The organism is Actinomadura hibisca NBRC 15177, from assembly GCF_001552635.1.
In the GTDB taxonomy this organism is placed as follows: Bacteria; Actinomycetota; Actinomycetes; order Streptosporangiales; family Streptosporangiaceae; genus Spirillospora; species Spirillospora hibisca.
The window spans coordinates 40,245-63,884 of sequence record NZ_BCRO01000077.1 but is presented as its reverse complement, the minus strand read 5'-3'; the positions used below and the strand labels follow the sequence as shown (position 1 = coordinate 63,884).

The window sequence follows — 23,640 nt, the reverse complement described above, 5'->3', positions numbered from 1 at the left end:
CTGGTGGTGAGGGGCCGTTCTTGCGCCGTCAGAACGACACCGATTCCAGGTGCGGCAGGAACTCGGCCAGCAGGCGGCGCTTCGGCTTCGCTCCCACCGACTGGTGGATCAGGTTCCCGTCGCGGAACAGCAGCAGGGTCGGGAAGCCCAGCACGTTGTAGCGCCGCGTGATCTCCGGGTGCTCGTCGCCGTTGATCGACGCCACCGTCAGCTCGGCGGCGAAGTCGGTCGCGATCTCCTCAAGGACCGGGTGGATCATCCGGCACGGGGGGCACCAGTCCGCCCAGAAGTCGACCAGTACCGGCTTGGCGGCGCGCAGCACCAGGGCGTCGAAGTTCTCGGTCGTCAGTTCCAGCATGGGGTTCCTCCGGGGTGAAGGCGCAGCGGGGGCGGACGCGGGCCAGCTGGTCGGCCACCTCGGCGCGGCGTTCGATCAGGGCGCGGATCTCGGCGTCGATCTCGGCCAGCTTCCGGCGGTAGACCAGGACCGATTCCGGGCAGCAGCCGCCCTCCTGGTGTCCGGCGCGCAGGCAGTCCACGAACGGGCGCGTGTCCTCCAGCGTGAAGCCCGACGCCAGCAGGGCGCGGATCTCGGCCACCAGGCGCACGTCCGACTCGTCGTACTCCCGGTAGCCGTTGGACGAGCGGCGCGCCGACAGCAGGCCCTGCTGCTCGTAGTAGCGCAACGACCGGGGGCTCACGCCCGCGCGTTCGGCCAGTTCCCCGATCCGCATCCGTTCTCCCTGATGTGTGGTCGTCTGGGACGGTATTCCTTGACACCGGTGACAAGGTCAAGCCGAGGGCCGTGGTCCTTCGGCGGAACGAGGCGGGGGAGACCGGCAGCGTGCAGGTGATCTACGCGAGCGAGCCCACTCCGGGACGGCCCAACGAGGACTACCTCGTCGCGGGCCCCGGCTGGGTCGTGCTCCTGGACGGCGCCACGGCGCACCCCGACGTCGACCCCGGGTGCGCCCACGACCCCGGCTGGCTCGTCCGGCGGCTCGGCGGCGTCCTCGCGGGGCGGCTGGCCGCCGAGGACGGCGCGCCGCTGGACGATCTGCTGGCCGACGCCATCCGCGCCGTCGGCGGCATGCACGGCGAGTGCGATCTCGGCAACCCCGACAGCCCCTCGGCCACCGTCGCGATGCTCCGGCGGCGCGGCGGGCGGCTGGAGTGGCTCGTGCTCGCCGACTCGCCCGTCCTGCTGGACGACGGCGAAGTCCGCGTCATCCAGGACGACCGCGTCGCCCGGCTGCCCAGCTACACCGTCGAGGCCGTGCGGGCCGCGCGCAACAGCCCCGGCGGCTTCTGGGTCGCCAGCACCCGGCCCGAGGCCGCCTACGAGGCGCTGACCGGGGACGCCCCGCTGGGCGGGGTCCGCCGGGCCGCCGTGCTCAGCGACGGCGCCGCGCGGCTCGTCGAGCGGTTCGGGCTCACCGGCTGGGACGGCCTGCTCGACCTCCTCGACCGCGCCGGGCCCCGCGAGGTCATCCGCCGCACCCGCGCGGCCGAGGCCGGGGACGCCGAGGTCAACGGCCGCGGCAAGCGCTTCGACGACGCCACGGCCGTGCTCGTCCGCTTCTAGACCGGGTTCTCGGCCGGCCGGATGTGCGGCCACCACGCCGCCAGGTCCTCGGGGTGGTGCACGCCCTCCAGCACCAGGCGGCCGGTCATCATCGGGTGCTTGCGGCCCGCCGGGAACGAGCGCCGGTACGACGGCGGGTCCAGCACCACCACGCGCGTCCCGTTGACGGCGGGGACGTCGGCCGGCACGCCCTCGTTGTAGATCCACTGGCCGTGCGCGTCCACCAGGTTCCACGCGCTGTTGACGATCGGGCCCGAGTCCGGCACGTCGGTGTCGGTGAACCAGGCGACCACCTCGGCCGGGACCGGCTCGCCCGGCAGCCCGCCGGGCCGTCCCAGCAGCGCCCCGGCGAGCAGGACGTGCAGCTGGAAGTTGTCGCCGATGCCGCCGATCGTGACGGTCCAGCCCTGCCCGGTCTTGCGGTCCAGCACCAGCAGCCGCTCGTCGTCCAGCACGCGCAGCAGCCGCGCGACCCAGTCCATCTTGTCGCAGTGCTCGGCCAGCCGGCCGACCAGCCGCGCCTTGTCCTCGCGCTGCGCCACCGACGCCCGCAGTTGCGGCGACTTCGACAACATCGTGTTGGCCGACAGCGCGAACTTCTCCATCGCGAACCACGCCATCATCGCGCCCACCGGGTCGGCCAGGTGCGGCCCCACGGTGTCCACGACCTGCTGGGACGGCTGGCCCGCCGGGTCCGGCGGCGGCCCGCCCGTCGCGGCCCGCCACGCGTCGGCGAACCCGACGCCGCTGCGCGCCACCTCCAGCGTCCTGGCCAGCACCGGCTCCTCGACGCCGAAGGTCGTCGCGCCCTGCTCGGCCCAGGCCCCGGCGATGATCGCCAGCCAGCAGCCCAGGTTGGGCGGGGCGGCGGCGATGCCCTCGCCCATCGAGGTCATCGCCATGGTCAGCACGGTGGGCGGGACGTTCTGCGACGCGTGCATCAGCCGCGGCATCAGGTCGCTGAACGCCTGGTCCTCGGCCACGGCGGCGCGCACGGTGGCGTCCACGAGCTGGAGGAATTCCCTCATGAAGGACAAGCCTGGCATATCGCGGTGCCTGCGGGCACATTCCTAGAATTTCGTTCTAGGATTCGGGCATGGACTCACAGGATTTCGCCGACGTCGTCTCGGCCGTCCGCGCCTTCGTGCGCGAGCAGGTCATCCCGCGTGAGGAGGAGATCGAGGAGGGCGACGCCATCCCCGAACCCCTGCGCCGGACCGCCCGCGACATGGGCCTGTTCGGGTACGCGCTGCCCGAGGAGTACGGCGGGCTCGGCCTCACCCTGAGCGAGGAGGTGCGGCTGGTCTTCGAGCTCGGCTACGCCAGCCCCGCCTTCCGGTCCATGTTCGGCACCAGCAACGGCATCGCCGGGCAGGTCCTGGTGCACGCCGGGACGCCGGAGCAGAAGACCGCGTGGTTGCCCCGGCTCGCCTCCGGCGAGATCGTCGGCGCGTTCGCGCTCACCGAGGCCGAGGCCGGGTCCGACCCCAGCACCCTGACGACGACCGCGCGCCGCGACGGCGACCACTACGTCCTCGACGGCGCCAAGCGCTTCATCACCAACGCCCCCGAGGCCGACGTTTTCATGGTCTTCGCCCGCACCGGGGGCGACGGGTCGCGCGGCATCTCCACGTTCCTGGTCGAGCAGGGCACCGCGGGCCTGGAGGTCGGGCCGCCCGACGCCAAGATGGGCCAGCGCGGCGCGCACACCGCCGAGGTCCTCCTCGACGGCGCGCGCGTGCCCGCGAGCGCCATGGTCGGCCCCGAGGGGACCGGCTTCCGCACCGCCATGTCGTCGCTCGCGCACGGCCGCCTCAGCATCGCCGCCGTCTGCGTCGGCCTCGCCCAGCGCATCCTGGACGAGACCGTCGCCTACGCCAAGGAACGCTCCCAGGGCGGCTCCCGCATCGGCGACCACCAGCTCGTCCAGGGCCTCATCGCCGACTCCCAGGCCGAGCTGTACGCCGGACGCGCCATGGTCCTGGAGGCCGCCCGCGCCTACGACGCCGGCGAGGACACCAAGCTCGGCCCGTCCTGCGCCAAGTACTTCTGCTCGGAGATGCTCGGCCGCGTCGCCGACCGGGGCGTGCAGGTCTTCGGCGGCATGGGGTACATGCGCGGCGTCGCCGTCGAGCGCTTCTACCGCGACGCCCGGCTGTTCCGCATCTACGAGGGGACCAGCCAGATCCAGCAGCTGGTCATCGCCCGCACTCTGCTGCGCTGACCAGGCGGGCGGCGCCTCCCGGCCGCTCCGGGAGGCGTCACCGTATTGATTTCGCATGTGGTCCGCGAGCCGTGTATGGTTACACCCGTCGCCGCGAACGAAAGAACGCGGAGGACAGGCCCCTTTAGCTCAGTCGGCAGAGCGTCTCCATGGTAAGGAGAAGGTCTACGGTTCGATTCCGTAAAGGGGCTCAACTCCAAGGCCGCTTCCCACAGGGAAGTGGCCTTTTTCGTTCTCCGGACCGCCGCCCGTACGGGAGTGGCCCGAGGGAGACCAGGGGCGTGCGGTGTCCTGATTTCGCGCCTTGTCGCACGCTGTGATAGCGTCCCTCCGGTCCCAACGGACGGTTCGCAGGTCACCGGCACAGGCGGTAACCTGGGAAACGGTTCGCGACAGACTCTCTCGGAACCGAGACCCCAAGCCCCGAGTTCGGGTTCTCGTGATTCCAGGGTCCGGTGGACATCCGGTATCCTTGCAATCCGGTCCACAGTGGCCATCTCGGCGGGGTAGCTCAGTCAGGCAGAGCAAGCGGCTCATAATCGCTGTGTCGCCGGTTCAAGTCCGGCCCTCGCTACTACCTAGGCCTCTCGCCCCCACACGGGGGCGAGACGGCTGGGTTGATCCACCGACCTCCCTTCCCGGGGCGGTCGACGCATCGTCCATGTCCCCAGCTCAGAAAGGCACTCCATCGTGGCTGCCACCGACGTACGGCCGAAGATCACGCTGGCCTGCCAGGAGTGCAAGCACCGCAACTACATCACGCGGAAGAACCGGCGCAACGACCCGGACCGCCTGGAGATCAAGAAGTACTGCCCCAACTGCCGCTGCCACCGCGCGCACCGCGAGACCCGCTGACCGGCGTACTGAGAAGTACTGCCCGCTGCGCTCTCGCACGGGGCCGGCTGCCACCGCGCGCACCGCGAGACCCGCTGACCGGCGTACTGAGAAGTACTGCCCGCTGCGCTCTCGCACGGGGCCGGCTGCCACCGCGAGACCCGCTGACCCAGCGCTCGCAGTGCCGGTAGCCGGCGCGAGCCCGCTAACCCGTAGCGGCGTCTCGCAGGCGACTTCTTCGCTCGGCTTGCCCTGACGACGTCCTCAGCCCGTCCCCGCCACCCGGCGGGGGCGGGCTGAACGTCGTTCTGTTACGGTCCGAGCGAACCGGTAAGCAGGTGCTTGGGCGCGGGCACTCGGGCGGTGCACCGGGGCGTGCACGGCCACCTTGACCTGGAGGGACGGATTGCATGGCACTCAACCGTGATTTCATCGGGCGGAGCTTCCCGCCCAGCGAGCCGTACGAGGTCAGCCGCATCAAGATCCGGGAGTTCGCGGACGCCATCGGCGACCGCGACCCGATCTACCGCGACGCCGAGGCCGCCAAGGCCGCGGGCCACCCCGACGTGATCGCGCCGCCGACCTTCCCCATCGTGGTCTCGCTCGGCGGCCCCGGCCTCGCCGACCCCGACCTGAACCTGAACTACGCCATGGTCGTGCACGGCGAGCAGCGCTTCGAGTACACCCGCCCGATCCAGGCCGGCGACGTCGTCACCTGCACCTCGACCATCACCGAGATCAGGTCGATCGGCAACAACGAGAAGATGGTCATCGAGACCGACATCCGGACGGTCGGCGGCGAGCCCATCTGCAAGACCTACAACACGATCGTGGAGCGGGGGGCCTGATGACCGCCAAGGTGAACTACGCCGACGTCGAGGTCGGCACCGAGATCCCCGCGCAGACCTACCACGTGGACCGCCTCAACCTGGTGATGTACGCCGGCGCCTCCGGCGACTTCAACCCGATCCACTGGCGCGAGAGCCTCGCCAAGGCCGTCGGCCTGCCCGACGTCATCGCCCACGGCATGTACACCATGGCCCAGGGCGGCCGGTACGTCACCGACTGGGCGGGCGACCCGGGCGCGGTCCTGGACTACGGCGTGCGCTTCTCCGCGCCGGTCGTGGTGCCCGACGAGGGCGGCGCCGACCTGGAGATCACCGGCAAGGTGGAGGAGAAGCTGGACGGCAACCGGGTCGTGGTGGCGCTCACCGCGCGCTCGGCGGGGCAGAAGGTGCTGACCCGCGCCAAGGCCGTCGTCCGGCTCGGCTGAGCCGGCGCGCAGGACCGTACGCAAGGACCGCGCGGACGCGCGAACGCGTGCGCCCGGGGCCGTACCATCGGCTCGGGGCGCACGCGTTCGCTCCGTCAGGGGAGGTAGGGACCACGTGGCGGTGTTCGCCGAAGAAGTCAACCTGGCCGGTTACACCACGCTGCGGCTGGGCGGCCCGGCCCGGCGGTTCGTCGAGGCCACCACCGAGGCCGAGCTGGTGGCGGCGGTCCGCAGGGCCGACGACGCCGGCGAGCCGGTGCTGGTGCTCGGCGGCGGCAGCAACCTGGTGGTCGCCGACGCGGGTTTCCCCGGCACCGTGATCCGCGTCGCCACCCGCGGCACTGAGCGCCTGTCCGGCGAGCACGGGCCCGGCACCGTGCGGGTGCGCGTGCAGGCGGGGGAGGACTGGGACCCCTTCGTCGCGCGCTGCGTCGAAGAAGGGCTGGCCGGAGTGGAGTGCCTGTCGGGCATCCCCGGCCGTGTCGGCGCGACCCCCATCCAGAACGTCGGCGCCTACGGCCAGGACGTCAGCGAGACCATCGTCGAGGTCCGCGCCTACGACCGGCGCGAGCGCCGCTGCGTCACCCTCGACCACGCCGCCTGCCGCTTCACCTACCGGCACAGCGTCTTCAAGGGCTCGGACCGGTACGTGGTGCTCGACGTCACCTACACGCTGCGCGAGACCGAGGAGTCCCAGCCCATCGCCTACGCCGAGCTGGCCCGCAGGCTGGGCGTCGAGCCGGGCGCGCGCGTGCCGCTGAAGGAGGCCCGCGAGGCGGTGCTGGAGCTGCGCCGCGGCAAGGGCATGGTGGTCGACCCCGCCGACCCCGACACCCGCAGCGCCGGGTCGTTCTTCACCAATCCCATCCTGGACGCCGACCAGGTCGCCGACCTCGCCCGCCGCGTCGCCGAGCGGCTCGGCCCGGACGCGGCCTTCCCCCGCTACCCCGAGCTGGGCGGCCGCACCAAGACCTCCGCCGCCTGGCTGATCGACAAGGCGGGCTTCACCAAGGGCCACGCGCTCGGCCCGGCCCGCATCTCCACCAAGCACACCCTGGCGCTCACCAACCCCGACGGCGGCGGCACCGAGGACCTGCTGGCGCTGGCCCGCGAGGTCCGCGACGGCGTGCGCGCGGCGTTCGGCGTGGAGCTGGTGAACGAGCCGGTCCTCGTCGGCGTCCGCCTCTGACCGGCGTCGGATACCGGCGCCCTGTGCCGTGCGCCGACAATTGTTTTCCCCGTTCCTTCCGGGCGGTTCGGGGCGCATGATGAAGGGGCAGGACCCTTCGTCCCTGCGGCCCCCCGTCGCGGGAGGGCCCTGGCGGGGCGGAGCGACGCCGTGGCCACTCCCGGGGCGCAGCAGGGGCTCGGGCCGCGTCCCCAGCTGAGCGACGAGGTCGCCGCGCGCGTCCGCGAGATGATCATGGACGGGCGGCTCCGGCCGGGGGAGTTCCTGCGCCTGGAGCGGCTGGCCCTGGACTTCGGCATCAGCGTCACGCCGGTGCGCGAGGCGCTGCGGTCGTTGCGCAGCGAGGGCTTCGTGCTGCTGGAGCCGCGCCGCGGCTTCGTGGTCGCGCCGCTGTCGCGCCAGGACGTGCGCGACCTGTTCCTGGTGCAGTCGTCGATCGCGTCGGAGCTGGCCGTCCGCGCCGCCACCCGCGTGACGGCCGACGCGCTGCGCGAGCTGGCCACCGCCCAGCGCGGCCTGGAGCGCGCGATCGCCGCGGGCCGGGCGGACCTGGCCGTCGAGAGCCAGCACGCCTTCCACCGGGAGGTGAACCGCGCGGCGGCCTCGCCCAAGTTGTCGTGGTCGCTGGCGGTGGTGTCGCGGTGCATGCCGCCCGGCGGGTACGCGCGGCTGCCGGACTGGCCGCAGGTGGCGGTGCGCGACCACCAGCGCGTGCTGGAGGCGCTGCGGCACGGCGACGAGCAGGCCGCGGGCGCGGAGATGCGGCGGCACGTGGTGCGCGCGGGCCGGTCGCTGGTCGCGCATCTGGAGCGGCGCGGGATGTGGCCGACGGCGGGGCTTGACGAAGTTAGTGATTGACCAATAACTTAGCCCCATGAGCCCCCGGATGAGCGCCGACCAGCGCCGCGAACAGGTGATCGAGGCCGCCATGGCCGAGTTCGCCGGCGGTGGCTACGAGGGCACCTCGACGGCGGCCATCGCCCAGCGGGTGGGCGTGTCCCAGCCCTACCTGTTCCGGCTGTTCCCCAGCAAGCACGCGCTGTTCCTGGCCGCCGCCGAACGTTGCTTCGACGCGCTGGAGCAGGCGATGCGCGACGCCGCCGGGGGCCTGTACGGCGGCGAGGCCATCACCGCCATGGGCCGCCGCTACCGGGAGATCCTCGCCGGCGACCCGACCATGTTGCGCTTCCAGCTCCAGATCTACGCCGCCGCCCTCGTCGACGGGGAGGTCAAGCGGATCGGCAACCGGCGCTGGGGGCAGTTGTGGCGCACCATCTCCGAGCTGTCGGGGGAGGACGCCGCCGAGGTCATGCGCTTCATCTCGGTCGGCATGTTGCTGAACGTGCTCACCGCCTTCGACGTCCCGTACGTCCCCGGCGAGAAGTTGCCCGCCTCGCTGGACGCGTGGGCGAGGGAAGTCCGCGAATGACGGCCCCCGCCCCGCTTCCCCCTTTTTTGCCCACCGAAGTTAGTGACTGATAACTAACAAGAAGGGAGACGACCGGACATGCGACCCCTCCGCACGTTCCTCGTCACCGGCATCGCCCTGTTCATGGTGACGCTCGACAACCTGATCGTCACCAACGCGCTGCCCGCCATCCGCGAGGACCTCGGCACCGGCCTGGAAGGGCTGGAGTGGACGGTCAACGCCTACACCCTCACCTTCGCGGTCCTGCTGCTGCCCGCCGCCGCGATCGCCGACCGCTACGGCCGCCGCCGGCTGTTCATCGGGGGCCTGGCGCTGTTCACCCTGGCCTCGGCCGCCGCCGCGCTCGCGCCGTCCATCGGCGTGCTGATCGCCGCCCGCGCCGTGCAGGGCGTCGGCGGCGCGGTCCTCGCCCCGCTCACCCTCACCCTGCTCGCCGCCGCCGTGCCCGCCGCCAAGCGCCCGGTCGCGCTGGCCGCCTGGAGCGTGATGAGCGGGCTCGGCGTCGCGCTCGGCCCGGTCGTCGGCGGCGCGGTCACCGAGTCGGTCTCCTGGGAGTGGATCTTCTGGATCAACGTCCCGCCCGGCCTGGTCGTGCTGGCGCTGGCCCCGCGCTTCCTGACCGAGAGCCGCGGCCCCGCCAAGCGCCTGGACCTGCCCGGCACCGCCCTGATCACCCTCGGCCTGCTCGGCGTCGTGCTCGGCCTGGTGCGCGGCAACGGCCACGGCTGGACCAGCGCCCAGGTCCTGGCGGGCCTGCTCGGCGGGGCCGCCCTGCTGGCCGCGTTCCTGGTCCGCGAGGCCCGCGCCGAGCACCCGATGCTGCCGCTCGGCCTGTTCCGCAGCCGCGGCTTCACCATCGTCAACCTGGTCGGCCTGACCATGGCGTTCGCGATGTTCGGCACGACGTTCCTGCTGATCCAGTTCCTCCAGGCGGTGCTGCACATGAGCCCGCTGGAGGCCGGGGTGCGCAGCCTGCCCTGGACGGGGATGCCGATCCTGGTCGCGCCGCTCACCGCGCCGCTGGCCGCCCGCGTCGGCCCCCGCAACGTGCTCGCCCTCGCGCTGGCCTGCCAGGCCGCCGGCCTCGGCTGGATCACCGCCCAGCTCAGCCCGGCCGTCACCTACGGCACGCTGGTGCCCGGCTTCGTGCTGGCCGGGATCGGCATGGGCCTGTTCTTCCCGCCCGCCACCCGGCTCGCGCTGGCCTTCGCGCCGCCCGCCCTGACCGGCGTGGCCTCGGGCGTCAGCAACGTCGGACGCCAGCTCGGCACCCTGCTCGGCGTCGCGGTCCTCGGCGCGGTCTTCGAGGCGCAGGGCGACATGAGCAGCCCGCAACACTTCGCGGACGGGCTCGCCCCGGCGATGTGGACAGCGACCATCGCCCTGGCCACGGCCGCCGCGGTGACCCTGCTGGCCCCGTCCCGCACGCCGGACGCGGCCCCGCTCCCCGCACCGGACAAGGCACCGACCGTGGACGAGGCCAAGAGCACCACCCCGGTCACGGCCTGAACGCCTGACCTCCGCTCCCCTTTCCCGGGCTGCCTGGCTCGGGGGAGGGGAGCGTGCGTGTGCGGCCGGTCCGCCTCACGCCAGCCAGTCGTCCACCTTGGCGAGCAGGCGGGTCCGGACGTCCTCCGGGGCCGCCGATCCATTGATGGACTGCTTCGCCAAGTCGGCCAGCTCCTGGTCGGTGAACCCGTGCTCGGTCCGCACCAGCTCGTACTGCCGCGCCAGCCGCGACCCGAACAGCAGCGGGTCGTCCGCGCCCAGCGCCAGCGACGCCCCCGCCTCGTACAGCGCGCGCACCGGCACGTCCGCCGCCGTCGACGCCACCCCCAGGCCCACGTTCGACGCCGGGCACACCTCCAGCGTCACGCCCCGCTCGACGATCCGCTCCAGCAGCCGACGATCCTCGATCGCCCGCACGCCGTGCCCGATCCGGTCGGCCTCCAGCGTGTCCAGGCACTCGCGCACGCTCGCCGGACCCAGCAGCTCCCCGCCGTGCGGCGCCGACAGCAGGCCGCCCTGCTTGGCGATCCGGAACGCGCCCTCGAAGTCGTACGCGCGGCCCCGGCGCTCGTCGTTGGACAGCCCGAACCCCACCACACCCTGATCCAGGTACCGCACCGCCAGCCGGGCGAGCGTCTTGGCGTCCAGCGGGTGCCGGGTCCGGTTGGCCGCGATCACCACGCCGATCCCGACGCCGGTCGCCGCCTCCGCGTCGCGCGCGGCGTCGAGCACCAGCTCCACCGTCGGCGTCAGCCCGCCGAACCGGGACGCGTACCCGCTGGGGTCCACCTGGATCTCCAGCCAGCCCGACCCCTCCGACGCCTCGTCCTCGGCCGTCTCGCGCAGCAGGCGGCGCATGTCCTCGGGCGTCTGGAGCACCGACCGCGCGATGTCGTACAGGCGCTGGAACCGGAACCAGCCGCGCTCGTCGGTCGCCCGCAACTTCGGCGGCCAGTCCTCCACCAGCGCGTCCGGCAGGTGCACCCCGCGCTCCTTGGCCAGCTCCACCAGCGTCGAGTGCCGCATCGAGCCGGTGAAGTGCAGGTGCAGGTGGGCCTTGGGCAGCGTGGTGACATCACGGCGGGCGGGACGGATGGGCGCGTGCGGTGCCGGAACGGCGGTAGGGGCCTCCATGGCCCAATGTTGCCGGACGCGGCCGCGCGCCGGACCCGCGGCTCACCCAGACCATCAGTCCGGACTATGCGGCATGGCCGCCGCGTGCCATGCCGCGCACCAAAAAGGATCATGGAGCGGGCGCGCCCGCTCCATGATCCTCAATGGGGTACGTGCAGGTCAGCGCGCTTCCGACAGCAGCTTGGCCACCCGCGACACGCCCTCGACCAGGTCGTCGTCGCCCAGGGCGTACGACAGCCGGAAGTAGCCCGGCGTGCCGAACGCCTCACCCGGGACGAGCGCCACCTCGGCCTCCTCCAGGATCAGCGCCGCCAGCTCCACCGAGTTCGCCGGCCGCCGGCCCCGGATCTCCTTGCCGACCAGCTCCTTGACCGACGGGTAGGCGTAGAACGCGCCCTCCGGCTCGGGGCAGAGCACGCCCGGGATCTCGTTCAGCATCCGCACCATCGTCTGCCGCCGCCGGTCGAACGCGGTGCGCATGTCGGCCACCGCCGACAGGTCGCCGGTCACCGCCGCCAGCGCCGCCGCCTGCGACACGTTCGCCACGTTGGAGGTCGCGTGCGACTGGAGGTTGGCCGCGGCCTTCACCACGTCCTTCGGGCCGATCAGCCAGCCCACCCGCCAGCCGGTCATCGCGTAGGTCTTGGCCACGCCGTTCAGCACCACCGTGCGGTCGGCCAGCTCGGGCACCACGACCGGCATCGAGTGGAACTCGGCGTCCCCGTAGACCAGGTGCTCGTAGATCTCGTCGGTGACCACCCACAGGCCGTGCTCGTCGGCCCAGCGGCCGACGGCCTCGATCTCGTCGCGCGAGTACACCGCGCCGGTCGGGTTGGACGGCGACACGAACAGCAGCACCTTGGTGCGGTCGGTGCGCGCGGCCTCCAGCTGCTCGACCGTCACCCGGTAGCCGGTGGTCTCGTCGGCCACCACGTCCACCGGCACCCCGCCCGCCAGCTTGATCGACTCGGGGTAGGTGGTCCAGTACGGCGTGGGCACGATCACCTCGTCGCCCGGGTCGAGCAGCGCCGCGAACGCCTCGTACACCGCCTGCTTGCCGCCGTTGGTCACCAGGACCTGCGCGGCGTCCACCGTGTAGCCGGAGTCGCGCTCGGTCTTCTCGGCGATGGCGGTGCGCAGTTCGGGCAGGCCGCCGGCCGGGGTGTACTTGTGGAACCGCGGCACCCGGCACGCGGTGACCGCCGCCTCCACGATGTAGTCGGGGGTGGGGAAGTCCGGCTCGCCCGCCCCGAACCCGATGACCGGGCGGCCCGCCGCCTTCAGCGCCTTGGCCTTGGCGTCGACGGCCAGGGTGGCGGACTCGGAGATGGCGGCGACGCGCTGGGAGATGCGAGGACGATCGATGCTCATGTCCCTATCGTTACAGACGCCGGGCCATGCCTTCAGCGGTATGTCCGGGCCGGTCCGGCGAAACGCGCCGCCGCTGGTGGGAGCACGCGCCCCGGCCCGCGCGCCCGCCCCGTCGCCCCCTCCCGCCGCACGACCCGGGGGAGGCCCTCGCGCCCTCTGGTTCGACGGACGGGCCTCGGCGACGTAGACTCACCCTCCTAGTGGCGAGTCAACGGCATACGACCATGTCCGCACAGGCCGTAAGCTATGACCGGCACGGCCCGATCCTCTAGGATCGGGATTCTCCCGCACGGGGGAAATTGAAGGGCAGTGGCTCAATTGGTAGAGCTCCGGTCTCCAAAACCGGCGGTTGGGGGTTCGAGTCCCTCCTGCCCTGCGAGGTGCGGTGCACGCGCACCCGTGCCCGTCACGCGCCCGCCGCGTCGCGGCTCGGATTCGCGCAACGACCACACATGTGTGGTTGAACACGACCTATGAGGTGAACGGCGGCACAATGGCGACTGAGACTCGCGGCGAGCCCGCGGCCAAGGACGAAGGCAAGGGGAAGCCCGCGGCCAAGCGGACCTCGCCGGCCCTCTTCGTGCGCCAGGTGATCGCCGAACTGCGCAAGGTCATCTGGCCGACCCGCTCGGAACTGGTCACCTACACCACCGTCTCGCTGGTGTTCGTGCTCATCATGATCGCGCTGGTGTCGGGCCTGGACTGGGCCCTCCAGAAGGGCGTGTTCTGGCTCTTCACCTGAGCCGCGCGTCCTGAACCGGGGAACACCGCCACCGCGGGCCCCGTTCCGGCCGACGGACCCCGCCGGGTCCGCCCGCCGCCTGAAACTCCACTTCACGCCTGTCGTTCCGAGAGAAAGAGTCAGCCACCGTGTCCGAGTCCGAGCCCATCCAGCCCCACGACGAGGCCGACGTCGAGGTCCGGTCTGCGGCGGCTGCTGCGGACGAGGCCGCCGGCGCGGCTGACGAGACGGCCGCCGAGGCCCCCGAGGCCGACACCGCCGAGGCGGGCGACGCCGACGTCGAGACCGGCGCCGAGGCCGAGGCCGACACCGAGGGCGACGCCGGGACCGAGGGCACGGACGACGCCGACGAGGACGAGACCCCGGCCGAGCCGCCGGTGGACCCCTACGCGGCGTTCAAGATGGAGCTGCGCCTCCAGCCGGGCGACTGGTACGTCGTCCACTCCTACGCGGGGTACGAGAACCGGGTCAAGACCAACATCGAGACCCGGACCCAGACCCTGAACATGGAGGACTACATCTTCCAGATCGAGGTCCCTCAGCACGAGGTCACCGAGATCAAGCAGGGCAAGCGGCAGAAGGTCAACGAGAAGGTCCTGCCGGGCTACATCCTGGTCCGCATGGAGCTGACCGACGAGTCCTGGGCCGCGGTCCGCAACACCCCCGGCGTCACCGGCTTCGTGGGCCTGCTGAACAAGCCGTCCCCGCTGAGCCTGGACGAGGTCGCCAACCTGCTGGCCCCCGAGCCCGAGGAGGGTTCGGTCAAGGCCAAGGAGACCCAGGCCAAGGCCGCCCCGGCGGTCGACTTCGAGGTCGGCGAGTCGGTCACCGTCATGGACGGCCCGTTCGCCACCCTGCCCGCCACGGTCAACGAGATCAACGCCGAGCAGCAGAAGCTGAAGGTGCTGGTCTCGATCTTCGGCCGCGAGACCCCGGTCGAGCTGTCGTTCAACCAGGTCTCCAAGATCTGATCCGAGACGCCGAACGCCCTCGCGGACGCGGGGGCGTTCCGTCTCGCATAGACTTGCTTCCTCGGCCCCGCGCTCGCGGGAGCGCCCGGCGTGCCCGGTGCGCCCCACGGGGGCCCGCCCGGCTCCGCGTTCGCGGGAACGCCGCCCGGACCGCCGGGCACATGAAGACCAACGGTTCCTACGTCACGGCCGTGTCCCTGCCGCGTCGTTGCCCGGGAGATCGGGAGTCGGAACCGCAGCAAAAAGGGACAGAGGAGGGCTCATGCCCCCGAAGAAAAAATTGGCGGCCATCGTCAAGGTCCAGCTGAACGCGGGCGCCGCGACCCCCGCGCCGCCGGTCGGTACCGCGCTCGGTCCGCACGGCGTCAACATCATGGACTTCTGCAAGCAGTACAACGCCGCCACCGAGTCGCAGCGCGGCAACGTCATCCCCGTAGAGATCTCGATCTACGAGGACCGCTCGTTCACCTTCGTCACCAAGACCCCGCCGGCCGCGCAGCTCATCCTGAAGGCCGCGGGCGTGGAGAAGGGCTCCGGCGAGCCGCACAAGACCAAGGTCGGCTCGATCTCCGCGGACCAGGTCCGCGAGATCGCCACCACCAAGATGCCCGACCTCAACGCCAAGGACCTGGCCGCCGCCGAGAAGATCGTCGCCGGCACCGCCCGTTCCATGGGCATCGAGGTCAAGTAGGACCCGGGTAGGACTTTCCGCACGGGCGTTCCGTGCGGACCAGTGGGAGGGCCGGGGCGCGTCCCCGGCCCGCTCTTCACCACAAGGAGCAGAGATGAAGCGCAGCAAGGGCTACCGCGCCGCGGTAGAGAAGATCGACCGCGAGCGCCTGTACACCCCGGCCGAGGCCGTGGCGCTGGCCAAGGAGACCGCGGTCACCAAGTTCGACGCGACCGTCGAGGTGGCGCTGCGGCTGGGCGTCGACCCGCGCAAGGCCGACCAGATGGTGCGCGGCACCGTCAACCTGCCGCACGGCACCGGCAAGACCGCCCGCGTGCTGGTGTTCGCCGGTGGCGCCAAGGCCGACGAGGCCCGCGAGGCCGGGGCCGACTTCGTCGGCTCCGACGACATGATCGAGAAGATCCAGGGCGGCTTCCTGGACTTCGACGCGGTCGTGGCGACCCCGGACCAGATGGGCAAGGTCGGCCGCCTGGGCCGCGTGCTCGGCCCGCGCGGCCTGATGCCGAACCCGAAGGTCGGCACCGTGACGATGGACGTGGCCAAGGCCGTGTCCGACATCAAGGGCGGCAAGATCGAGTTCCGGGTGGACCGGCACTCGAACCTGCACTTCATCATCGGCAAGGCGTCCTTCGACCAGCGCCAGCTGGTGGAGAACTACGCCGCGGCGGTCGACGAGATCCAGCGTCTCAAGCCGTCGGCGGCCAAGGGCCGGTACGTGAAGAAGGCCGCGATGACGACCTCCATGGGGCCGAGCATCCCGGTGGACCCGAACTTCGTCCGCAACCTGACGGCCGAGCTCGACGAGGCCGGAGCGTAGCGGGGTCCGGCGGCTCGTGTCGCCGGACCGGCTGATCGATCGGGAAGGGCGTCCCCCGCACGGGGGGCGCCCTTCTCGCATGTTCGCGCGGAACGCTTTGTTACCTGTGCGGCGCTTGGTGTTGAATCGGAGTCTCCTGCGCGTTCTCCCTTCACTTCCCCTGGACACACAAGCATGAAGCGTCGTACGGACCGGGTGCTCGCGGTCTGCGTGCTCCTCGCCGCCCTGGTGGTGCCGGTCGTGGCCCTGGGCGTGCTCGCCACCGGTGTGGTCGACCGGGCGCGGCCGGAGCCGTTGCCGGGCGTCGTGGCGGGCGGGCGGGACGGGGCCGGTGCGGCGATGGGCCTGGCGGCTCCGCGCGGGACGAAGGACGCGGCGGGAACGCCCTCGTCGCCGGCCGGGTCGGCGCGGCCGACGGGGTTGCCGGCGAAGGTCCGGTCGTTCGTGCGGATGGTCGACCTGAAGGTGTCGGGGGCGTCGGGCGGCGACTACCGGCACGTGACCGAGACGGCGCGGATCACGTTGTCGCCGTCGTTCGCGGTGAACGCCTCGGGGACGCGGGAGGCGATGGTGAACGGCCGGCTGAGCACGGTGACGCACCGCACCGTCCTGAGCGGGCGGACGTTGTCGGTGTTCGACGGCCGCAGGTGGCGGCGGACGCGCCTGGGCGAGGGGCAGTACGACCGGCTGCGCGCGGTCTCCGATCCGGCGCGCGCGGTGCGGACCCTGCGGGCGGTCCCCGGCGCGACGTGCTCGGGACGCGACCGCTTCGGCTCGACGCGGTGCGAGGCGCGGACGTCGCTGGGCGTGTTCCTGGGGCTCCTGCCGGCCGAGCTGACGGCGGGCGTGCGCGGGTCGCTGCCCGGGTCGGCGGGCGTGCGGGCGGACCTGTGGGCCGACCGGATGCAGCGCACCTCGTGGCTGGGCGTGGGCACCACGGCCCCGGGCACGCGGCTGGCGGGATCGTTGACCTTCCGCGACTACCGGTAGCCGGGCGGGCTACGTCGCGGGTCGTACCGGCGGGGCGGGCATTCGTACCAGCGGGGGATGTAGCAGCGGCCGCTTCCGGTGAGACTGGTCCTATCAGTAGGGCGACCAGGGAGGCCCAATCCTCATGAAGCGTCGATACGCCGTCGCCGCGGGCGGCACCGCGGTCGGTGCCGCCCTCCTCCTGTCCGGGTGCACGGGGGACGGGACGAGCGGTACGTCCGGCACCATGAAGCTGAGCGCCAACGAGGTGCTGGTGAAGTCCTCGGAGAAGACGGGGCAGGCCGACACCTTCAAGGCCGCGCTGACGGTGACCGACGGCGCCGAAGGGGGGAAGGTGCGGGCCTCGGGGCAGTTCCGGCTGAAGCCCACGCTGGCGTTCAGCGCCAAGCTGGACGAGTTCAGCAAGGGCGGCCAGGCGGTGTCCGGCGTCCAGGGCCAGGCGATCTTCACGGGCGACGTGCTGTACGCGCGGGTGCCGCAGCTCGCGCAGTTCGTGGCGGGCGGCAAGCCCTGGCTGAGGATCGACACCAACCAGATGGCCCAGCGCACCGGGTTCGACGTCAAGAGCCTCATCGACCAGGTGGAGCAGGTCAACCCGGCCGAGCAGACCAAGATGTTCACCGCGTCCAAGGACGTGCGGCGGGTCGGCGAGGAGAGCCTCGACGGCGTCAAGACCACGCACTACACCGGCACCGTGACGGTCCGGGAGGCGCTCGCCAAGCTGGACCCGCAGGTCCGGCAGAAGGTCGAGCAGCGGTTCGGCGGGAAGGCCGCCGACGAGAAGATCAACTTCGACCTGTGGACGGACGGCGACAACCTGCCGCGCAAGCTGGTGTCCAAGGGCAGCGGCGCGAACGGCCACAACGGGTCGATCGAGGTGCGCTACAGCGACTACGGCAAGTCGTTCAGCGTGAACCCGCCGCCCGCCGACCAGGTCGGCCAGCTGTCGCTGGAGGGCCTGCTGGGCGGCACGCCCCCGCCGCGCAACTGAGGCGGCTGATCGGGTTGTTCGTTCCATATCGGTACGGATGAACCCGTAAGGTCTCCGGTGCGTCAGACCCATCGTGCGCCGGTCCGGCCCGTCCGGCCCGGCGCACGGTCGACCACCGCACAGAGGAGAACCTGATGATCCGTCGTTTCGCCGCCGGGACGGCGGTCGCCGCCGGCCTCACCCTGACCCTGACCGGCTGTCTCGGGGACGCCAAGGAGGGCGCCAGCGAGGCGGGCAAGAACATCCGGCTCAGCGCCGCCCAGATCCTCGGCCAGAGCGCGGAGAAGGCGGGCAAGGCCGACAGCTACAAGGCCGACGTCATCGTGGACAGCCAGCTCACGCAGGGCGCCATGAAGATGGAGATGTCGGTGGCCACCCGCACCAAGCCCGACGTCGCCATGCAGATGAACGTCAAGTCGATGTCGATGGGCGGCCAGACGGTGCCGGGCTACGAGGCGCGGATCGTCGGCGACTACATGTACCTGAAGATGCCCGCCCTGGCGTCGCGGAACGGCGGCAAGCCGTGGGCGCGGATCTCGCTGACCTCGGCCGGCCAGGCGGCGGGCGGCATGAACCTCAAGCAGATGCTGGACCAGTCCAAGCAGCAGAACCCGGCCGAGCAGACCAAGATGCTCACCGCGTCCAAGGACGTGCGCGAGGTCGGCACCGAGAACGTCGGCGGCGTGCAGACCCGGCACTACACCGGCACGGTCTCGCCGCAGGAGGCGCTCGCCAAGCTCGACCCGCAGAACCGTGCCGCGATGGAGAAGACCTACGCGCAGCTCGGCAACGCCCCGATCGCGTTCGACCTGTGGGTCGGCGACGACTCGCTGCCGCGCAAGATGGTCAACAAGCTCCAGACCCAGATGGGCGCGGTCAACACCACCATGGTGTTCAGCGACTACGGCAAGCCCGTCGACGTGGCGGCGCCCCCGGCCGCCGAGACCGGCACCCCGAACATCCCCGGCCTGACCGGCTGAGCCACGGGGACCGCCCCGGACAGGGCATGAGGACGGCGCGGGACCGTGGGCGATCGCCCACGGTCCCGCCGCCTTTCCCCGCCGGTTTGGCGAAACCGCTCCGCTGCGCGTACGCTGTTGTCTGCCGAAGACCGCCGGTCGCCGCCCAGCCATGGGCGGCCGAAGGACCCGAATTCGTTCGGGCGGCCCGCGTAGGTGAGACGAGAGCTTCCGCATGACCTCCGTGGTCCTGCCTAACGCCCCGTGCACCTGCGCCGGGGCGTTCGCTGTTTTTCAGAGCCTTTTCGCCCCGGCGGCTTCCCACCCAGGTAATCGGAAGGAGGCCACATGGCTAAGGCCGAGAAGGCCGCGGCGATCGCCGAGCTCAAGAGCGAGTTCGAGAGCTCGAACGGCGCCGTGCTGACCGAGTACCGCGGGCTCACGGTGGCGCAGCTCAAGGAGCTGCGCACCAACCTCGGCGAGAGCACGAGGTTCGCCGTGGTGAAGAACACGCTGACCAAGCGCGCGGCGAACGAGGCCGGTGTCGACGAGCAGTTCGGTGAGCTGCTCGAAGGCCCGTCGGCCATCGCGTTCGTCAAGGGCGACGTGGTCGAGGCCGCCAAGGGCCTGCGTGACTTCGCCAAGGCGAACCCGCTGCTGGTGATCAAGGGCGGCTTCATCGACGGCCAGTCGATGGACGCCACCGAGATCGGCAAGCTCGCGGACCTCGAGTCGCGCGAGGTGCTCCTCGCGAAGCTGGCCGGTGCGATGAAGGGCTCGATGGCCAACGCCGCCGCGCTGTTCAACGCCCTGCCGACGCAGGCGGCCCAGCTCGCCGAGGCGCTGCGCGCCAAGCGCGCGGAGGCCGGCGAGACCGCCGAGGCTCCGGCCGCCGACGACGCGCCGGCCGCCGAGGCCGCCGCGGACGAGGCCAGCGCCGAGTAGGTCCCGGCCCGCGCCGGAACCAGGACCCCGCGGTCCAGTAACACCCTGAACGTTTCAAGCCATAGCGGAGGAAACATCATGGCGAAGCTCAGCACCGACGAGCTGCTCGACGCTTTCAAGGAGATGACCCTCCTTGAGCTGTCCGAGTTCGTGAAGCAGTTCGAAGAGGTCTTCGACGTCAAGGCCGCCGCCCCCGTGGCCATGGCCGCCGCCGGCGCCCCCGGCGCCCCGGCCGCCGAGGCCGCCGAGGAGCAGGACGAGTTCGACGTCATCCTCGAGGCCGCCGGCGACAAGAAGATCCAGGTCATCAAGGAGGTGCGCGGTCTGACCTCGCTCGGCCTCAAGGAGGCCAAGGACCTGGTCGATGGCGCTCCGAAGCCGCTCCTGGAGAAGGTCAACAAGGAGACGGCCGAGAAGGCCAAGGAGGCCCTGGAGAAGGCCGGCGCGACGGTCACCGTCAAGTAAGGCCCTTCTCCGGAGAGCCTGCGCTGCTCATCGCCCCGTCGCGGGGTCGCAACAGTAAGGCTTCTCCGAGCTTTCGAGCTTCCGGAGCCGCTCGCGGTTCCAGTGCTCATCCGAAGGCGGTCATCGCTCCCTCGCGGGACGCGGTGGCCGCCTTCGGCGTTCCCGGGGGACGGGCCAGACCCTCCCGGCGCGAAGCGGGCGCCGAAACTGTCGGCGAGTGATAAAACGCGGTGGCGGCGTCCGTACAGGGGTGGGTTGTGCGAGTGCTCGCGAGCGGCGTAGCGTCCCCTCAGTCCCCCGCTGGAACTGCGGCCCGCCACGGCCCGTCCGGTCCCGGCCGTCGCCTCACCCCCGGCTTGAGGTGCACGTTCTCGGACCAGTAGTCTCTCGGGTGACGTAAGTAACGATTGTCTTACAACGTCGTATTTTGTCGCTGTTGTGGCCACCAGCCCCTTCCATTTCCGTCGCGGGCCGCTACGGTAGTGGCACCCGCCACAGCTACCCGGCAGTAGTAACGAGGCGGACGCACGGTGCGACGACAACTTCCACCCCCCGGCGCCCGCCGCCGGGCGGGCGCACGGCGCGAAGCCGAGTAGCTATCTCGCCTCACGGTTCCGGATTCCCCCGGCCTGGACGAAAGGTGACGAGTGGGCGTCGAAATCAGAGTCGAGGGGCTGACCAAGTCCTTCGGCCGCCAGACGATCTGGCAGGACGTGTCGCTGACCCTGCCCGCGGGAGAGGTCTCGGTCCTGCTGGGTCCCTCCGGTACCGGCAAGTCGGTCTTCCTGAAGACCCTGGTCGGCCTGCTCAAGCCCGACCGCGGCCACATCTGGATCGGTGACCGGGACCTGCCGTACCTGCCCGAGGCGCAGCTGTACGACACCCGCAAGCTGTTCGGCGTGCTGTTCCAGGACGGCGCGCTGTTCGGGTCGATGAACCTCTTCGACAACATCGCCTTCCCGCTGCGCGAGCACACCAAGAAGAGCGAGTCGGAGGTGAAGCGCATCGTCATGGAGAAGATGGACATGGTCGGTCTTCTCGGCGCCGAGGGCAAGCTGCCCGGCGAGATCTCCGGCGGCATGAAGAAGCGCGCCGGCCTCGCCCGCGCGCTGGTGCTGGACCCGGAGATCCTGCTGGTGGACGAGCCGGACTCGGGGTTGGACCCGGTGCGCACCGCCTACCTGAACCAGCTGATCGTCGACCTGAACGCGCAGATCGGCGCGACGTTCCTGATCGTGACCCACGACATCAACACCGCGCGCACGGTGCCCGACAACATCGGGCTGCTGTTCCGCCGCGAGCTGGTGATGTTCGGGCCGCGCGAGATGTTGTTGTCCAGCGAGGAGCCGGTGGTCCGGCAGTTCCTGAACGCGCGCCGCGTCGGCCCCATCGGCATGTCGGAGGAGAAGGACGTCTCCGAGCTGGAGGCCGAGGCCAAGATGGGCCTGGAGGTCGGCAAGCTGCCGCCCATCCCGCCGCAGCTCATGCCGAGCGACGGCCGGGTGCGCGCGGGCCAGCACGCGCCGGGCGCCTGGTGCGCCGCGCACGGGGTGACCCCGCCGCCCGGGTCGTTCATCGACGACGTGGGCCGCAACTGGGTGGAGGAGTGGCCGCGCTACGTGGCCTCGATGAGCCCGAGCCCGGCGGCCGGCGGGCAGGCCGCTCCGGGAGCGCCGCGGCCCGGTGGGGGCACGTACTGATGTCCACTCCTGGTATCGGTGCGAACCAGCGAGAGGGCAAGAGGCGCCGCCGGTCCTCCGGCGCGCTGAGCAAGGTCTCCGACGGTGCCGCCAATGTCGCCATCAGGGAACCGGGGCGCTTCTTCGCCCTGGTGCTGGACACCTTCCGCGCGGTGTTCCAGATGCCCTTCCAGTGGCGCGAGTTCATCCAGCAGTCGTGGTTCATCGTCAGCGTGACGGTGGTGCCGACGATGCTGGTCGCCATCCCGTTCGGCGGCATCCTGTCGCTGCAGGTCGGCGGGCTGATCCGGCAGCTGGGCGCGCAGTCCTACACCGGTGCGACCGCCGTGGTCGCGATCGTGCGCGAGGCCAGCCCGCTGGTCACCTCGCTGCTGGTCGCGGGCGCGGCGGGCTCGGCGATGTGCGCCGACATCGGCTCGCGGAAGATCCGCGAGGAGATCGACGCCATGGAGGTGCTGGGCATCAACCCCCTGCACCGCCTGGTGGTGCCGCGCATGTTCGCGTGCGCGTTTATCGCGCTGTTCCTCAACGGCCTGGTGTCGGTGGTCGGCCTGGTCGGCGGCTACGTCTTCAACGTGATGCTCCAGGACGGCACCCCCGGTGCCTACCTGGCCTCGTTCAACGCGATCGCGCAGCTGCCCGACCTGTTGCAGGCCGAGTTCAAGGCGTTCGTGTTCGGCATCACGGCGGGGCTCGTGGCGGCCTACAAGGGGCTGAACGCCAAGGGCGGTCCCAAGGGCGTGGGCGACGCGGTGAACCAGACGGTGGTCATCACGTTCATGCTGCTGTTCCTGGAGAACTTCGTCATCTCCGCGCTGTACTTCCAGTTCGTTCCGCAGAAGGGGATGTAGATGGCGAGCGGACGGGCGCCGTCTGGTCTGAGGAGCGCAGGGAGCCTGCGACCGAAGCGACGAAAGAGGACGGCGCCGAAGGCGGCCGCTCGCAGCCGAGCGGAGGCGAGGCGATGAGCGCGGCCCCTGGCAAGACGGGGAAGGCCGTCTCCCGAGTGGTGAACGCGCCGCTCCAGCGCCTGGACGACTTCGGTCACCAGCTGTCGTTCTACGTCCGGGCGTTCGCCTGGACGTTGCGGGTGCTGCGCCGCTACCGCACCGAGGTGTTGCGGCTGCTGGCCGAGGTGTCGCTGGGCACCGGCGGCCTGGCGGTGATCGGCGGCTCGGTGGTGATCGTCGGCTTCATGACGTTCTTCACCGGTTCGCAGGTCGGCCTCCAGGGCTACAACTCGCTGAACCAGATCGGCACCGCGGCCTTCACCGGGTTCGTGGCGTCCTACTTCAACACCCGCGAGATCGCGCCGCTGGTGTCGGCGCTGGCGCTGTCGGCCACGGTCGGCTGCGGCTTCACCGCCCAGCTCGGCGCGATGCGGATCTCCGACGAGATCGACGCGCTGGAGGTCATGGCGGTCCCGTCGATGCCGTTCCTGGTGACCACCCGGATGCTGGCCGGCATGATCGCGGTGATCCCGCTGTACATCGTGGGCCTGCTGGCCTCCTACGGCGCGACCCGCCTGGTGGTGACGGTCTGGTACGGCCAGTCCACCGGCACCTACGACCACTACTTCCATCTGTTCCTGCCACCGAACGACATCCTGTGGTCGTTCGGCAAGGTGATCGTGTTCTCGCTGCTGGTGATGCTGATCCACTGCTACTACGGCTACCACGCCAGCGGCGGCCCGGCGGGCGTCGGCGTGGCGGTGGGCCGGGCGGTGCGCACCAGCATCGTGGTGATCAACGTGGCGGACCTGTTCCTCGGCATGGCGATCTGGGGCGCCACCACGACCGTACGGATCGCGGGGTGATGCGG

General features: G+C 71.3%; 26 protein-coding genes and 3 tRNA genes. 24 read left to right on the top strand and 5 right to left on the bottom strand.

Annotated elements, in window-relative coordinates; all coding sequences use genetic code 11:
* Positions 1–28: 28 nt before the first annotated feature.
* Positions 29–358 (bottom strand): thioredoxin, encoded by a 330-nt coding sequence (trxA, locus tag AH6_RS31380; RefSeq protein ID WP_067487375.1) that lies wholly within the window; start codon positions 356–358, stop codon positions 29–31.
* Complete coding sequence (locus tag AH6_RS46175; protein ID WP_157431836.1) at positions 240–734, bottom strand: MerR family transcriptional regulator; 495 nt, start codon at positions 732–734, stop codon at positions 240–242. Before AH6_RS46175 ends, trxA begins: the two co-directional genes overlap by 119 nt.
* A gap of 71 nt (positions 735–805) precedes the next feature.
* Here AH6_RS46175 and AH6_RS31370 point away from each other — a divergent pair, with 71 nt between their 5' ends.
* Positions 806–1,585: a protein phosphatase 2C domain-containing protein gene (locus tag AH6_RS31370; RefSeq protein ID WP_245679541.1), complete on the top strand. Its 780-nt coding sequence runs from the start codon at positions 806–808 to the stop codon at positions 1,583–1,585.
* On the opposite strand, the gene AH6_RS31365 is transcribed toward AH6_RS31370, so the two are convergent.
* On the bottom strand, positions 1,582–2,613 hold the full coding sequence (locus tag AH6_RS31365; protein ID WP_157431835.1) for a hypothetical protein: 1,032 nt from the start codon (positions 2,611–2,613) through the stop codon (positions 1,582–1,584). The two genes, AH6_RS31370 and AH6_RS31365, sit on opposite strands and share 4 nt — an antisense overlap.
* Positions 2,614–2,681: 68 nt before the next feature.
* Here AH6_RS31365 and AH6_RS31360 point away from each other — a divergent pair, with 68 nt between their 5' ends.
* The 10 genes from AH6_RS31360 to AH6_RS31315 all read left to right on the top strand — a co-directional run bounded on the left by AH6_RS31360 (position 2,682) and on the right by AH6_RS31315 (position 10,043).
* A complete protein-coding gene (locus AH6_RS31360) occupies positions 2,682–3,809 on the top strand; it encodes an acyl-CoA dehydrogenase family protein (RefSeq protein WP_067487370.1) in 1,128 nt (375 codons plus the stop codon).
* A 118-nt stretch (positions 3,810–3,927) separates the two neighbouring features.
* Positions 3,928–4,000 (top strand) — tRNA-Thr (locus AH6_RS31355).
* A 309-nt stretch (positions 4,001–4,309) separates the two neighbouring features.
* Positions 4,310–4,383: transfer RNA gene (locus AH6_RS31350), tRNA-Met, on the top strand.
* A gap of 116 nt (positions 4,384–4,499) precedes the next feature.
* Entirely contained in the window at positions 4,500–4,664 is a 165-nt protein-coding gene (gene rpmG, locus AH6_RS31345) for a 50S ribosomal protein L33 (RefSeq protein WP_018654800.1), read from the top strand.
* Between the two features lie 389 nt (positions 4,665–5,053).
* Positions 5,054–5,491 (top strand): MaoC family dehydratase N-terminal domain-containing protein, encoded by a 438-nt coding sequence (locus AH6_RS31340; protein WP_067487366.1) that lies wholly within the window; start codon positions 5,054–5,056, stop codon positions 5,489–5,491.
* Complete coding sequence (locus AH6_RS31335) at positions 5,491–5,916, top strand: MaoC family dehydratase (protein ID WP_067487365.1); 426 nt, start codon at positions 5,491–5,493, stop codon at positions 5,914–5,916. Before AH6_RS31340 ends, AH6_RS31335 begins: the two co-directional genes overlap by 1 nt.
* Positions 5,917–6,031: 115 nt before the next feature.
* Positions 6,032–7,105, top strand: a complete 1,074-nt coding sequence (locus tag AH6_RS31330; protein WP_067487364.1) for a UDP-N-acetylmuramate dehydrogenase — start codon at positions 6,032–6,034, stop codon at positions 7,103–7,105.
* A gap of 150 nt (positions 7,106–7,255) precedes the next feature.
* Positions 7,256–7,963, top strand: a complete 708-nt coding sequence (locus AH6_RS31325) for a GntR family transcriptional regulator (RefSeq protein WP_067487363.1) — start codon at positions 7,256–7,258, stop codon at positions 7,961–7,963.
* A gap of 16 nt (positions 7,964–7,979) precedes the next feature.
* On the top strand, positions 7,980–8,534 hold the full coding sequence (locus AH6_RS31320) for a TetR/AcrR family transcriptional regulator (RefSeq protein ID WP_083983649.1): 555 nt from the start codon (positions 7,980–7,982) through the stop codon (positions 8,532–8,534).
* A 78-nt stretch (positions 8,535–8,612) separates the two neighbouring features.
* The gene (locus tag AH6_RS31315) at positions 8,613–10,043 is read left to right on the top strand and encodes an MFS transporter (protein WP_067487352.1); all 1,431 of its coding nucleotides are present in this window, start codon (positions 8,613–8,615) and stop codon (positions 10,041–10,043) included.
* 75 nt (positions 10,044–10,118) lie between these two features.
* Here the strand turns inward: AH6_RS31315 and AH6_RS31310 are convergent, their stop codons facing one another.
* A complete protein-coding gene (locus tag AH6_RS31310) occupies positions 10,119–11,177 on the bottom strand; it encodes an adenosine deaminase (protein WP_067487349.1) in 1,059 nt (352 codons plus the stop codon).
* Between the two features lie 159 nt (positions 11,178–11,336).
* Positions 11,337–12,548 (bottom strand): pyridoxal phosphate-dependent aminotransferase, encoded by a 1,212-nt coding sequence (locus AH6_RS31305; RefSeq protein ID WP_067487341.1) that lies wholly within the window; start codon positions 12,546–12,548, stop codon positions 11,337–11,339.
* A gap of 303 nt (positions 12,549–12,851) precedes the next feature.
* On the opposite strand from AH6_RS31305, the gene AH6_RS31300 reads away from it, so the two are divergent.
* From AH6_RS31300 to AH6_RS31240, 13 genes are all read left to right on the top strand, one after another.
* Positions 12,852–12,924 (top strand) — tRNA-Trp (locus AH6_RS31300).
* 117 nt (positions 12,925–13,041) lie between these two features.
* Positions 13,042–13,290: a preprotein translocase subunit SecE gene (gene secE / locus AH6_RS31295; protein WP_067487339.1), complete on the top strand. Its 249-nt coding sequence runs from the start codon at positions 13,042–13,044 to the stop codon at positions 13,288–13,290.
* 128 nt (positions 13,291–13,418) lie between these two features.
* Positions 13,419–14,261: a transcription termination/antitermination protein NusG gene (gene nusG / locus AH6_RS31290; protein ID WP_067487335.1), complete on the top strand. Its 843-nt coding sequence runs from the start codon at positions 13,419–13,421 to the stop codon at positions 14,259–14,261.
* A gap of 262 nt (positions 14,262–14,523) precedes the next feature.
* On the top strand, positions 14,524–14,952 hold the full coding sequence (rplK, locus tag AH6_RS31285) for a 50S ribosomal protein L11 (RefSeq protein ID WP_067487332.1): 429 nt from the start codon (positions 14,524–14,526) through the stop codon (positions 14,950–14,952).
* A 94-nt stretch (positions 14,953–15,046) separates the two neighbouring features.
* Positions 15,047–15,769, top strand: a complete 723-nt coding sequence (rplA, locus tag AH6_RS31280) for a 50S ribosomal protein L1 (RefSeq protein WP_067487329.1) — start codon at positions 15,047–15,049, stop codon at positions 15,767–15,769.
* A 174-nt stretch (positions 15,770–15,943) separates the two neighbouring features.
* Positions 15,944–16,759 (top strand): hypothetical protein, encoded by an 816-nt coding sequence (locus AH6_RS31275; protein WP_157431834.1) that lies wholly within the window; start codon positions 15,944–15,946, stop codon positions 16,757–16,759.
* Positions 16,760–16,883: 124 nt separating this feature from the next.
* A complete protein-coding gene (locus tag AH6_RS31270; protein ID WP_067487325.1) occupies positions 16,884–17,750 on the top strand; it encodes an SCO4651 family lipoprotein in 867 nt (288 codons plus the stop codon).
* A gap of 134 nt (positions 17,751–17,884) precedes the next feature.
* The gene (locus AH6_RS31265) at positions 17,885–18,730 is read left to right on the top strand and encodes an SCO4651 family lipoprotein (RefSeq protein WP_067487324.1); all 846 of its coding nucleotides are present in this window, start codon (positions 17,885–17,887) and stop codon (positions 18,728–18,730) included.
* A 327-nt stretch (positions 18,731–19,057) separates the two neighbouring features.
* Complete coding sequence (gene rplJ, locus AH6_RS31260; RefSeq protein ID WP_067487323.1) at positions 19,058–19,654, top strand: 50S ribosomal protein L10; 597 nt, start codon at positions 19,058–19,060, stop codon at positions 19,652–19,654.
* Positions 19,655–19,732: 78 nt separating this feature from the next.
* A complete protein-coding gene (gene rplL, locus AH6_RS31255; RefSeq protein ID WP_067487321.1) occupies positions 19,733–20,119 on the top strand; it encodes a 50S ribosomal protein L7/L12 in 387 nt (128 codons plus the stop codon).
* Positions 20,120–20,766: 647 nt separating this feature from the next.
* A complete protein-coding gene (locus AH6_RS31250) occupies positions 20,767–21,819 on the top strand; it encodes an ABC transporter ATP-binding protein (RefSeq protein WP_067487319.1) in 1,053 nt (350 codons plus the stop codon).
* The gene (locus tag AH6_RS31245; RefSeq protein WP_157431833.1) at positions 21,819–22,670 is read left to right on the top strand and encodes an MlaE family ABC transporter permease; all 852 of its coding nucleotides are present in this window, start codon (positions 21,819–21,821) and stop codon (positions 22,668–22,670) included. Before AH6_RS31250 ends, AH6_RS31245 begins: the two co-directional genes overlap by 1 nt.
* Before the next feature lie 113 nt (positions 22,671–22,783).
* Positions 22,784–23,635, top strand: coding sequence for an MlaE family ABC transporter permease (locus tag AH6_RS31240; protein WP_067487316.1), 852 nt, complete (start codon positions 22,784–22,786; stop codon positions 23,633–23,635).
* Positions 23,636–23,640: the final 5 nt, after the last annotated feature.